Annotated in this window: 12 protein-coding genes and 1 riboswitch; of the genes, 8 read left to right on the forward strand and 4 right to left on the reverse strand. The window is 48.9% G+C overall.

Annotated features, from left to right (window positions below):
- Positions 1–86 precede the first annotated feature (86 nt).
- Together EIM92_RS10175 and murC are read left to right on the forward strand one after the other, a co-directional pair.
- Entirely contained in the window at positions 87–1469 is a 1383-nt protein-coding gene (locus tag EIM92_RS10175; protein ID WP_125082546.1) for a bifunctional folylpolyglutamate synthase/dihydrofolate synthase, read from the forward strand.
- A gap of 8 nt (positions 1470–1477) precedes the next feature.
- Positions 1478–2848 carry a UDP-N-acetylmuramate--L-alanine ligase gene (gene murC, locus EIM92_RS10180; protein ID WP_125082547.1) on the forward strand — a complete coding sequence of 457 codons (1371 nt, stop codon included), beginning with the start codon at positions 1478–1480 and terminating at the stop codon, positions 2846–2848.
- A 69-nt stretch (positions 2849–2917) separates the two neighbouring features.
- On the opposite strand, the gene EIM92_RS10185 is transcribed toward murC, so the two are convergent.
- The 4 genes from EIM92_RS10185 to EIM92_RS10200 are packed head-to-tail and all read right to left on the reverse strand — an operon-like array spanning position 2918 to position 6784.
- The gene (locus tag EIM92_RS10185; protein ID WP_246021295.1) at positions 2918–3727 is read right to left on the reverse strand and encodes an energy-coupling factor transporter transmembrane component T family protein; all 810 of its coding nucleotides are present in this window, start codon (positions 3725–3727) and stop codon (positions 2918–2920) included.
- On the reverse strand, positions 3724–5646 hold the full coding sequence (locus tag EIM92_RS10190) for an ABC transporter ATP-binding protein (protein ID WP_125082549.1): 1923 nt from the start codon (positions 5644–5646) through the stop codon (positions 3724–3726). Before EIM92_RS10190 ends, EIM92_RS10185 begins: the two co-directional genes overlap by 4 nt.
- Positions 5541–6140 (reverse strand): ECF transporter S component, encoded by a 600-nt coding sequence (locus EIM92_RS10195; RefSeq protein WP_125082550.1) that lies wholly within the window; start codon positions 6138–6140, stop codon positions 5541–5543. Before EIM92_RS10195 ends, EIM92_RS10190 begins: the two co-directional genes overlap by 106 nt.
- A 2-nt stretch (positions 6141–6142) precedes the next feature.
- On the reverse strand, positions 6143–6784 hold the full coding sequence (locus EIM92_RS10200) for a YkoF family thiamine/hydroxymethylpyrimidine-binding protein (RefSeq protein WP_125082551.1): 642 nt from the start codon (positions 6782–6784) through the stop codon (positions 6143–6145).
- 130 nt (positions 6785–6914) lie between these two features.
- Positions 6915–7029, reverse strand: a riboswitch (TPP riboswitch).
- A gap of 137 nt (positions 7030–7166) precedes the next feature.
- On the opposite strand from EIM92_RS10200, the gene EIM92_RS10205 reads away from it, so the two are divergent.
- From EIM92_RS10205 to mreD, 6 genes are all read left to right on the forward strand, one after another.
- Positions 7167–8249 carry an SPOR domain-containing protein gene (locus EIM92_RS10205; protein WP_246021296.1) on the forward strand — a complete coding sequence of 361 codons (1083 nt, stop codon included), beginning with the start codon at positions 7167–7169 and terminating at the stop codon, positions 8247–8249.
- Between the two features lie 181 nt (positions 8250–8430).
- Positions 8431–9042 carry a Maf family protein gene (locus EIM92_RS10210; RefSeq protein WP_125082552.1) on the forward strand — a complete coding sequence of 204 codons (612 nt, stop codon included), beginning with the start codon at positions 8431–8433 and terminating at the stop codon, positions 9040–9042.
- Positions 9043–9195: 153 nt separating this feature from the next.
- Positions 9196–9885, forward strand: coding sequence for a RadC family protein (radC, locus tag EIM92_RS10215; RefSeq protein ID WP_125085114.1), 690 nt, complete (start codon positions 9196–9198; stop codon positions 9883–9885).
- A gap of 39 nt (positions 9886–9924) precedes the next feature.
- The gene (locus EIM92_RS10220) at positions 9925–10956 is read left to right on the forward strand and encodes a rod shape-determining protein (RefSeq protein WP_125082553.1); all 1032 of its coding nucleotides are present in this window, start codon (positions 9925–9927) and stop codon (positions 10954–10956) included.
- 126 nt (positions 10957–11082) lie between these two features.
- Positions 11083–11958, forward strand: coding sequence for a rod shape-determining protein MreC (gene mreC, locus EIM92_RS10225; protein WP_125082554.1), 876 nt, complete (start codon positions 11083–11085; stop codon positions 11956–11958).
- Positions 11958–12491 carry a rod shape-determining protein MreD gene (gene mreD, locus EIM92_RS10230; protein WP_125082555.1) on the forward strand — a complete coding sequence of 178 codons (534 nt, stop codon included), beginning with the start codon at positions 11958–11960 and terminating at the stop codon, positions 12489–12491. The genes mreC and mreD overlap by 1 nt, the downstream gene beginning before the upstream one ends.
- The last annotated feature ends 71 nt before the right edge of the window (positions 12492–12562 follow it).

Genomic DNA, 12562 nt, shown 5'->3' on the forward strand with positions numbered 1-12562 from the left:
GGAGCAAAAGTCATTAATTACAGCTCTTGCTGTACATTTCATTATTGCAGCATTTCGATCAATACATTAATGTAGGTGAAAATGTCATGGGGGTTAATCTTTCGAAGGAGATTCAACTGCCGCTTGCAAGCTATCCAGATGCGGTTGAATGGATTAACGGTTTATTACCGTTTGGCATCCGTCCGGGATTAGAGCGGATTGAACGGATGATGGAGCATTTTGGTCACCCGCATCGAAGACTTAAGTTCATACATGTTGCAGGAACGAACGGTAAAGGCTCCTCCTGTGCTTTTTTAAGTTCAACGCTCAAGGAATGCGGATATGATGTAGGGATGTTCACTTCCCCTTACATTACGAAGTTTACGAACAGATTCCAATTCAATGGAGAGGACATACCGGAGGAGACACTGCTCAGCTTGTCCAACCGGATTGCTCCCGTTGTGAATGAGATCGCTGCCAGTGAATTGGGATCTCCTACAATGTTTGAAGTGAGTACAGCACTTGCGATTCTTTATTTTGCGGAAGTATGCTATCCCGATGTTGTAGTATGGGAGACCGGACTCGGGGGTAGAATGGATGTAACGAACCTGGTCACGCCGATTGTGTCACTGATTACGAATGTCGGCATGGATCACACGGATATTTTGGGCGACTCTCTGGAGGAAATCGCTTCTGAAAAAGCAGGCATTATCAAACCGGGCGTTCCGGTAGTAAGCTGTGCCAGCCAGTCTTCTGTTATTGCTGTTTTGAAAGAGACAGCTAAAGAGAAAGGCTCGACGCTCTATTTGCTAGGTGAGCAGTTTTACTACGATGGCAACGTTAGTGGCTTAAGCAGTCAAACCCAGAGCATTCATTTTCGCGGGCCGTTCCGTGCGATGGATTTAGAGCTTTCGATGTTAGGCCAGCATCAATGCGTAAATGCGGCAGGGGTAATGATGGTACTCGAGGTTTTACGCCAATACATGGCCTTTGTTCTTGAGGATGAGCAGGTGCGGGTCGGATTCAAAAATGCTTTTTGGGCAGGACGGCTTGAGCAAGTAGCTGAGCAGCCGCGAATCATACTCGATGGGGCCCATAATCCGGAGGGTGCAGAAGCGCTCACGAGAAGCCTTTCGGAAGCATTTAGCTACCGAAAGCTGAATTTGATGATGGGGATGCTGGATAACAAGCATCATCGTGAATACTTGGAGCATATATTACCAATAGTGGATACGCTTATTCTGACCGAGCCCGATTTTCGCAAGAAAATGGATGCGGATTCGCTGTATCAGCTCGTGGAGGAATTGCGCGGAGATATAGCGAAGGCGGATCTTGAAGTCATTGTGGAGCGTGATTGGAAAAGTGCGCTGGCACTGCTTCAAGCACGGACGGAACGGGAGGATCTTGGGGTAGTTACAGGTACGCTCTATATGATTTCGGACGTGCGGGCAACCCTTTTGCATCATACCGATTCTGAAAAAGGCTGGTGACCATATTGTTGAATACAACAGAACAACATGTACATTTTATCGGGATCGGTGGCTATGGAATGAGCGCTATTGCCCGCGTTATGCTGGAAATGGGCTACACCGTTACCGGATCGGACGTCGCTTCCCAGGAGTTGACCGAGAAGCTGGCGGCCAAAGGGGCTAAAATTTATATTGGACATACCAAAGAACAGGTTCATGGGGCAGATTTAGTCGTATACTCGACAGCACTGCCAAAGGACAACGTCGAGCGGGTGGAAGCGGAAGAGCAGGGCATACCGGTTCTACATCGTTCCCAGATGCTGGCGAGATTACTTAACGAACGTACAGGCGTGGCTGTCGCCGGAGCGCATGGCAAGACGACGACCTCGTCTATGATTGCTCTGGTGATGGAGCAGTGTGGAACAGATCCTACCTATATTATCGGTGGCGAAATAATGGATATCGGTACGAATGCTAAGGCAGGTCAGGGAAAATGTGTTGTTGCCGAGGCGGATGAGAGCGACGGTTCTTTCCTCCAGTACCATCCAACGCTCGGCATCGTTACGAATATTGAGGCCGATCATCTGGAAAATTATGGTGGAGATTTCGGAAAGCTTAAGGATGCTTACGTGCAATTTCTAAATCAAATCAAGCCGGAAGGTAAAGCTGTTGTTTCTGGAGATGACGGAATTATCCGTGAGTTACTGCCTAAACTGCAGTGTAATGTGGTAACTTATGGGATAGAAACAGCTTGTGATTATACAGCCACGGATATCATGCTGGGGGATCGCAAGGTTGTGTTCACGATGAATCATGGCCAGCAGCCCCTGGGCCAAATTAAGCTTTCCGTACCGGGAAGGCATAATGTCTATAATGCGATGGCAACGGTAATTGTATGCCTAGAGGCAGGAATTCCTTTCGCGGACATTGCAGAGGCGATTCAGTACTTTCACGGAGCTAAGCGTCGTTTCCAGGTGCTTGGTGAGAGCCGTGGCATCCTTGTGATTGATGATTATGCTCATCATCCAACGGAGATTGAAGCAACGATTGCCGCCGCCAAGGCGACCGGCAAAAGAATCATTGCCGTATTTCAGCCGCAGCGCTATTCGCGCACCTTCTTTCTATTAGATGCCTTTAGCCGGGCATTTGGCGGAGCCGATGAAGTGATTATTACCGATATCTATTCACCTGCCGGAGAGAAGCAGATTGAAGGCGTCAATTCATTGAAGCTGGTAGAGCTGATTAAAGAAAATAGCAATGCCGGAGCAAGATATCTGCCAACGAAGCAGGACGTAATTGACGACTTGCAAGGAAGGCTGCAATCCGGTGATCTCGTCATTACGATGGGGGCCGGGGATATTTGGAAGGTAGGACATGAGCTGGCTAAGACTCTAGCTTAGAAGAAATTAATAAAGGAGGAGTTCCGTGTGCAGACTTGTCTGCTGCGGAACTCCTCCTTTTGATTTATTTTAAAGCTGTCCTCCATACCAAGTTAAGGTACCCAGGGCATAAGAAATGGAATATCCCAATAGGATCCCGGATAGTACGATCCCCATAAACATCCAATCCTGCCAGCGAATCTTCATTTGGATGTAGAAATCGCGTTTGCCTCCGGTAAAACCGCGGGATACCATAGCGACGGCTACGCGCTCCGATTTACGAATTGCGCTTGCGAGCAGAGGGATGCTGTATCTCTTAAAGGCATGGAGCAGCGAACGAACATTGCGCCTCTCTCGCCATATGCCCCGCATCCGATGAGCCTGCTGCATAATACGTAGCTCTTCGCGGAACAAAGGGAGAAAGCGAAATCCGGCTAGAATGCCGTATGCCAGCTTGGGCGGCAGCTTACATTGCTGCATGAGACTGAACATGAACTTTACGGGCTCGGTCGTTAAGACGAACATAAGCGAAAGCGCTGAGAACATTAGAGTGCGCAGGGCGAGCGAGAGGGCCAGACTGAACCCGGCTTCTGTCATCTGCAGCGGACCCCATGATAGAAGTACCTTCGAACCCTGAGGCAAGTCGGAACGTGGGAAGAGCGCTGCCGTCCAGAAATAACCGATGGCCATAATGAAGAAGGGCAGGAACAACAGTAGCCATTTGCGCCAGGAAATCCGGCCGAAAATCACTGTAACCATCAATACATAAATCAGACTTACAGAGATCGTTACGGGATCAAAAGCAAACGATAACAAAATTACTCCTAGAATGACCGTAAGTCCTTTAATGGCAGGATTCATCTCATTCAACAGTTCGCTAAATGCGCCGGATGCTCTCACATCAGCACCTCCCTGCATGTTTCCTGCTTCTCCTTGAGCGTTAATCGCAGCTTATTCTTCAAATAAGCAGAGAGAGGAGGAATCAGTTTATTGGCCTGTAGCTGCTGCTCGGGCCAATCCCATAAATTATCTGGATGCCCGTCCCATTGTATGGATCCTTGGCGTAGAACAAGTACCCGATCAGCATATTGCTGAACGAGCTCCATATCATGAGTGATCATAATGACGGTAAGCCCGCGATCTACTCGAGCGCGCAGCGATTTCATCAATTCCAAGGCAGAGTATGCATCCTGGCCGAAGGTTGGCTCGTCGCATAACAGCAACTGCTGTTCCTCAGACAGCATGGCAGCCACACTCAAGCGGCGCTTCTGCCCCTGACTGAGCGCAAAAGGGCTGTAGTCGCGGCGGTGCTGTAGCCGATACTGTTCGAGAAGTGAGGCGACCCGCTCGGACACGACATTTTCCGGCAGTTTTTGGATTCGCAAGCTGAAGGCTAGCTCGTCGTAGACGGTATCGGTCACGAATTGGTGCTCGGGGTGCTGAAAAATCAACCCGATGCGCTTCCGCAGCTCCTGTTCAGGCCAACTCGATATGGCTTTGCCGGATAATTGGATCGTACCGGCTGTAGGTTCTAATATTCCTGACAATAGAGCGGCCAAAGTGGATTTGCCCGCACCGTTAGGGCCGACCAGCGCAATGAATTGTCCCGCAGGAATTGTCAGCGAAAGCTGCTGAAGAATTTGTCGGCCGCCGCTGCGCTCGAAAGAGACATTGTCGAGTAACATTAAGCTGTCTCTGCTTACGGTCTCCGAATCGCCATTCGACTGCATTGACCTGCGGGCTTGCCTTTGTTCTAGCTGCTCGAGAACATTAAGCTTTATTGCGTCCGGCTCATTGAGCCAAAAATAGGTAAGCTCATCTCTGGTTAAAGGCTGCCATGAAGCTGTATGCATTGTCTGCAGCTCCTCGTGAAGGCGCACGGCACCCGGCATCCATATTCCTAATTGTCGTGCTTCTTCTTTAAAATTAGCGAAGTAATTCCTGGGCTCGCCTTCGTAAATTAATTTTCCCTTTGTCCCCATTATAGCCAGGCGATCTACATAGGGCATCCATGCATCCAATTGATGCTCGATAAGCAAAATGCTCATCTGCCGTTGTTGGCGTATCGAGTCGATAAGGGCCGACAAGGCCCAGCAGGCTTCCGGATCCAAATTGGATGTCGGCTCGTCGAGAATGAGCACTTTTGGATTTAGTACCAAGGCACAGGCCAATGCTAGCCGCTGCTTCATTCCCCCGGATAAGGCATGAATCTGTGCATCCCGCCATTCAGTTAAATCAACGAGCTGTAGTGCATCGTCGATTTTTGCGCTAATTTGCTCCCTTGGACATCCGATGTTTTCCAGACAAAAAGTAAGCTCTTCCTCTACCTTTAGCATACAGAACTGACTGTCTACATCTTGAAAGACGATCCCCACCTGCTGGGCAATTGTCCCGGGATCCTGTTCCTCCAGAGACTGGCCGTATAAATAAACACTGCCGTTCACCACGCTGTCAATGGCTGAGGGGTACACGCGGTTTAAACATAGAGCCATGGAGCTTTTGCCGCAGCCTCCGGGACCGAGAAGCAGCATGAGTTCACCTTGATATAGGCGGAGGGAAAGAGAGGAGAATACAATCTCCTCATCCTCCTCGCTAAAAGCTAGTGACAGGTCTTTCGTCTCCAGAACAATGGGCTTATTCATCATTTCCTCATTCGTGTACATCATGTGTCCTGCTCCCTGTTCGGAGGGTGTGCACGGGATTTTGGTATTCATTACAGCTTCACCGCAGATTGTTTCTGACGTGCGGTTTGAGCTGCTTCTTTGCCGATCGGGAAGCTTCTCAATACACCGGTACGAGCCAGCGCATCGGCAATCCATTTCCCGAGCAGACCTGCGAGAACAGCCCCGCTAATTACGCGCACGATGAACATCGAAATAACGAGCCCTGTGGATAAGGCGGCGAAGCCGGACTGGAAGAAGCCCCAGGCAAAGCTGAATACGGCCGCTCCAACGCCAGCACCAATTAATACAGATGTGTTGTAATAACGGTATCTGACAACGGCAAATGCTGCTTCCGCACCGAGACCTTGAATAAAGGCCGACAGGATCAGAATTGGGCCGGTCACATTGCCAATGAGCACCTCGATGGTTCCGGCGATGGTCTCTGACAATAGAGCTGCCCCAGGCTTACGCAAAATGTAGGCGGCAATGATCGAGACAATAAACCATATTCCAAAAATGACCTCGTACCCCATCGGCCCCATAAAACCGACAAGGACATTGCCGATTTGCAGAAAAATTAAATAGACGACAGCAAAAACAACGGATAATGAACTAAGAACAATAATGTCACGGAGTTTCCAGGACGACATCGTTATTCCCCCTTATTTTGTACATGATCTGGTTTGGCAGACGGACTGTTGCAGGAAATGGTCGCCGTCATTACAAGATGTGAGGTTTGGATGCTAGAGGCTACAAAAGCATTCTCAAGCGACCGGAATACTTGATGAGCGTCTCCATCTAAGCGGCTGGCGTAATGTATGCCACCGGAGAAGGTACCCTCGATTTCAGCTGTTTTGACGGCATTATAGATGACATCCATATAGTGGGGCACACCCATAGGGTAAAGTGCGAATTGTACTGCGGTATCTACAGCAGATCCGGTGTCCTTATTTAAACGGACATCATCCTCGGACATGAATACGTCGCCCTCCGTGTCCCCAGGGCAGCCAACGGAAAAGGTTGCACTAAGGACAACGTGCTCCCCGCTTTTTGCCGCTTGAAGAAATATGGATTGGACCACGTCGAATACATGCTCGTGGCGACCTCGTACACAGGTGCTGATGTCATCGCTTTTAATCCATACCTTGGATGTGTCCGTATTCTCCAGAGCGCCAAGAATAATCGGCACGAAATGGCCGCTCATGGGGAATAAAGAAAATCGGCAGCCAACGATGCGGCTGCTGCCGCACGCTGCGGGTTTATTTTGTTCGTTGAATGAATTGCTTGTGATCATGAAGCATGTTCCTCCCCTTTGATAAATTAATAAATGTCGACAACGACAAAAAAACCGCACCCGAAGAGTGCAGTTGTATCGATATTGGCTAGCCCGCTTTAACATAATAAAGATAGGGTGCAACGCCATCCATCGTTTCCCCGCACTTCCCCACGCTAGTATGATCTAGATCGGGTGAAAAGGGTTAACCGTATCCTTGATCAGGAACGATCTCTCAGCCAATAAAGGCACCCCTAGTGCTTGATTCGTTATGCGGTTTTCAATGGTTCCCATTATACAGAGTTCCTTTGAATTGTAAAGTCCTTGTTTGAATGAACTGGTCTATATTCTCGTGAAAATTCATATTGTATCGTTAGAAGAGAGGACAAGGAGCGTGCGGATCGTGAACAAGGCGAAGATGACATTCCGGTTCGATGAACAAGGCCGGGAGACCCAGAAAAATGATGACTCATTTCCAGCTAGATCTAGTCAAGAGGTATCAAATATCTCAAGCGAAAAACCTAATCATCTCTCCGCAAACTATCGGGCGGTGGAGACGGTAGATTATTGGGGGGATCCATTAACCGATCGTGCAGCAACAGGGATTGCGGTATTTCCCGATCAAGGAGAACCGGGTGACGGGGATTATTATGTTCGGAGAACGAGAACCTCCTGGTGGAAGGTTGCAGGCTCATTAACCGGGGCTATTGTGACGGGGGCGCTCTTTGGATTTGTCGTTCTGTCGATGTTCAATCAAGAAATAACGGTACCTATACCGGGAATAGGTGTTCCGACGCAGAAGGCTGCGGGGGAAGCGGCAGACATTCCCGTGCTAGGCAGTGTTATCACCGAGAAGCAGGCCCCGCTCGTTCAAGTCGTATTGCCATCGCAAAGCTATCATTTCCTTCAATACGGCGTATTCAGCACGGCGGAAGGGGTGGAGCTGGCTCAGCAGCAATTGCGTGACTCAGGTATCGCTGCAGCGCGGGATACAGTGGATGAGAAACGGGTATACGCCGGTGTCTCTCCTGACCGCGAGGAAGCTAAGTTGTTAAGCAATCGACTGAAGACAGGGGGAGTTCACCTTATTTTGCACGAGATATCTCTGCCTGAATCAGCCACGGTTGAATATAATGGAGAAGCTGCCCTCCTTCAGCAATATTTGGCGCAGAGCGCGGATCTTGTATATATGCTAAGCTCTTCCTCGGCAGCTTTATTGGGAGAAGCCTCTCCCTCACGGCAGAGTCAAGAGGAGATGGAGCGGCTACGTGAGAGTCATCAGCTTTGGACTAAAAGCGCTGCCGCTATTCGGGGCAAGCTGTCGGCTGCCATAGATGGCGAGGCGAAGGAAATGGAGAAAGCGATGAACAGCGCGGTTGAGGCCATGGAGGAATTTAATGAAAAGGGTGAGCAAACAATGCTTTGGGAAGTACAAAATGAGGTGATGCGATTTATTTTGGCTGAACAAAAATTAATAGGAGTTTAATAAGCTTTTAAGAAATTTTGATAAGGCAGGGAAAGCTGGAAATAGTTCCCTCGCCTTTTTTATGTTTGTATTGCCGATCAATTAACCTTATAATAATGAAGTGCCAAAGTGTCAAAAAATGGCGAGGTTACAAGCTCGCAGAGCTTGCCCTGCGAAAGACGGATAAAGGAGAATCTGAACCTTGGAATTTGCAGCTTCATCAACACGACATGTCGTACTGGCCTCGACTTCACCGCGCAGACGGGAACTGCTGGCTACTCTACATATTCCGTTTGAGGTTATGCCGAGCGATGCCGATGAAACGACGCCGGATCATTGGACGCCGGAGCAAATCGTCATGGAGCTAGCGCTGCGTAAAGCAAAGGCAGTTCTTGCCACGCTTGAATCGGCATCACCCCAAGCGGTTATTATGGGGAGTGATACGATTGTAGTCCTGGACGGACAAGTGCTCGGCAAGCCCAAGGATGAGGAAGAAGCAGCTTTGATGCTTCGCTCTTTGCAGGGACGAAGCCACCATGTTTATACTGCCGTAGCTTGTATTGATGTAGCTACTGGAAGATCGGAAGTCGAATATCGTTCTACTTTAGTTACGATGAAAGCTCTGACAGAAGAAGAGATTATCGCATATGCCAAGACTGGAGAAGGCTTAGATAAAGCGGGTGCTTATGCGATACAAGGACTCGGGGCAATTTTTGTCACAAGTATCGAAGGCTGTTACTTCAGCGTTGTAGGATTGCCGCTGTCATTGGCTAGTGAGATGCTTGGTCGTTTTGGAATCCGTGTATTGAAATGAGCGACCGGATCAAATCGAAAAAGGCTGTAACAAATAATTTCATATTTACGTTGTAAAGGAAGAGGAAGAGATAAAGCATATCCTTCCGTAATGAGTTTTGCTGCCAGCAAGCTAGCTGGACGAAGCCTAATCATTCGGAAGCGAGGGATATGTATGGACTTGCCACAATACTTACTGCGTGATTTGCCTAGTGAGGAAAGACCCAGAGAACGCATGATGCAATATGGAGCGGGCTCGCTCAGTCATGCTGAACTGTTAGCTATTCTTTTTCGTACAGGTACCCGGGATGAATCGGCTGTTCATTTGGCCCACCGCGTACTGAGCAGTATAGGTGGAATACGCAACCTTGTAGACATTAGTTTGGACGAGTTGGTGAAGCTGAGAGGCATCGGCCCAGCCAAAGCTTTGCAGCTTAAGGCGGGAATTGAGCTAGGCCAGCGGCTTGCCAAAGCGCGACTACCGGAAGCTCAAGTGATTCGCAGCCCCCGCGATGCGGCGGATATTCTCATGGAACAGCTGCGTTATTTGCAGAAGGAACATTTTGTCTGTTTATTTTTGAATACGAAAAATCATATCATTGCTCAGGAGACGCTTTCCATCGGAAGCTTGAATTCCTCAATCGTCCATCCGCGGGAGGTGTTTCGCGCAGCGATTAAATGCAGCAGTGCCTCTGTCGTATGTGCTCATAATCATCCAAGCGGAGATCCGACGCCAAGTCCAGAAGATATTCGGATGACCGAGCGTCTATGCGAAGCGGGAGAAATTGTTGGAATCGATGTGCTGGATCATATCGTCATTGGGGACGGGGAATTTATAAGTTTGAAGGAGCAAGGCTTGATGTAATATAATAGACCAGATACAGAAGGAAAGGAAGATTACAGCATGTTAGGTGGTTTCACGAAAGACTTAGGGATTGATTTGGGTACGGCAAATACGCTCGTTTATATTCGCGGTAAAGGAATTATAGTGAGAGAACCGTCGGTAGTAGCGATGAATACAGATAATAAGAGCATTGTAGCGGTTGGAGAATCGGCAAAGAAAATGATCGGGAGAACGCCGGGGAATATCCGGGCCATCCGGCCGATGAAGGACGGAGTTATTGCGGACTTCGACACGACTGCGACGATGATTAAATATTTTATTCGCCAGGCTCAGAAGCAGCGTTCCTTGTTCCAACGTCATCCAAATGTGATGGTATGCGTACCGTCCGGCATTACGGCTGTAGAACAGCGGGCGGTTGAAGATGCCACGAAGCAGGCGGGAGCACGTGAAGCCTATACGATCGAAGAGCCCTTTGCGGCTGCAATTGGAGCCGATCTTCCGGTATGGGAGCCGACCGGCAGTATGGTTGTAGATATCGGCGGCGGTACGACAGAGGTTGCTGTGATTTCTCTTGGCGGCATTGTTACCAGTAAATCTGCTCGTGTAGCAGGCGACGACATGGATGATTCCATCATTCAATATATCAAGCGTCAGTATAACCTGATGATCGGTGAAAGAACGTCCGAGCAGCTGAAGATGGATATAGGCTCGGCTCTTCCGCTTGAGCAGGTAGAGACTTTGGAAATCCGGGGAAGGGATCTCGTGACCGGCTTGCCGAAGACCATCTCCATCACATCGGATGAAATTACCGAGGCGCTGGGCGATACGGTGAATGCAATCGTTGAAGCCGTAAAGGTAACACTGGAGAAATGTCCACCTGAGCTTGCTGCCGATATTATGGATCGGGGCATTGTGTTGACTGGCGGAGGTGCGCTGCTCCGCAATCTGGATAAGCTGCTGGCCAAAGAGACGGGCATGCCTGTCATTGTGGCTGAGCATCCGCTCGATTGCGTAGCCATCGGTACAGGGAGAGCTCTCGATAACATCCATTTGTTCAAATCAAGAAGCAGTTCGACCTTGCGCAAGCGCTAATATTTCCGTGGCAAGTAAGGATACGAACATTATGATAAAACGGCGCCGTCCTCTAATGGACGGTGTGCCGTTTTTCTATAGTAAATAGAGTGGACTCGTGGAGAGGAGAAATTGTAAGGTTGGAGGGTGCTTAAACTGTTTAAGCTGCTTGGCAACAAAAGATTGTTTATTTTGCTCATGGGACTCATTTTTTTTATCGCCATAATGGGATTTACGCTCGGGCCCCGGACGAATTTGTCTTGGCCGGAGAAATTCGTAAAGGATACGGTCGGCTTTGTACAGTCTATTTTTTATAGACCTACCTCGTACATCGCCGGTTTGATTGAGGATGTTTCTAACTTGCGTGCACTGCAAGAGGAGAATGAACGCCTCAAAATTGCGCTATCTCATTATACTAGAGATAAAGCCATCTATAATCGGATTGAGCAGGAGAATGCCCGTCTGTACGAATTGCATAAATTTACGGAAGCCCAGAAGAATCAATATAATTATACCTACCGGATCGCCCACGTAGTGAGCGTGAATAATGATCCGATCAACCGAACGATTAAATTGAACCTGGGAAGCAATGACGGGGTCAAGGTCGGGTATGCTGTTATCTCGGCTGAAGGTTTGGTAGGTACGGTTAGCCGGGTTGGCAACTTTACCTCCACCGTTAAGCTGGTGACAACGATGGATGCGAAGGATCCGAATTCCAACGGGATTTCGGCAACGGCCCAAGGCAAAGAGAACGAAGTGTTTGGCATCGTTGAGACGTTTGATACGAATAAAGGCATGTTCCTGATGAATAAAATCGACGATCCTTCGTCGATAGCGATTGATGACACGATCGTGTCGTCTGGCGTTGGCGGCGCCTTTCCAAGAGGGATGGTCATCGGCCAAGTCAAAGATATTCAAGTGGGAGAGTATGGCATGACCTACACGGCCTTCATCGAGCCTGCAGCGAGCTTTTCGGATTGGAAAGAGTTGATTGTGGTGTATACACCGGAGGTCTTGGAGTAGTGAGGAGCAAACGCAAACAAATATTGATCCTGCTATTGTTCGTATTGTTTATTATTGAGGGAACGGTCATCCCGTGGATTATTCCCGATTCGTGGCAGACGCGGGTCGTGCCTCACTTGGCCTATATCGCTATACTGTTCATTACCGTTTACGACAATCGGCATAGCGGCTTAGTGCTGGGGATTCTTTTCGGATTGTTGCAGGATGTTGTATTCTATGGATCGATCATCGGGGCCTATTCCTTTGGGATGGGGCTGTCCAGCTATTTGCTTGGCCTCGTTTTCCGGTCGCCGAGGGCTCCGCTCCCGCTGATGATGATTGTTGTCATGATCGGCAGCATCCTGCTGGATTCTATTTTGTTCGCAACGTATTCCCTATTTGAGCTGACGCATCAACCTTATACCTGGGCTCTAATGAATCATATTATACCGAATGTGTTCGTTCACTTTGTATTTGCCCTAGCTATCTACGTTCCTCTCCGGCGTCAGCTGGAGCTGATCACTAAACGTCGTTCCTCCGAGAATCAAGCCTGATATTCCGTGCTTTTCCTTAGGGAAGCAGGAACTTTGATGCTTCTGCACGAATTGAATAGGAGGGAGGGACA

The sequence above is a fragment of the Paenibacillus lentus genome (assembly GCF_003931855.1).
In the GTDB taxonomy this organism is placed as follows: Bacteria; Bacillota; Bacilli; order Paenibacillales; family Paenibacillaceae; genus Fontibacillus; species Fontibacillus lentus.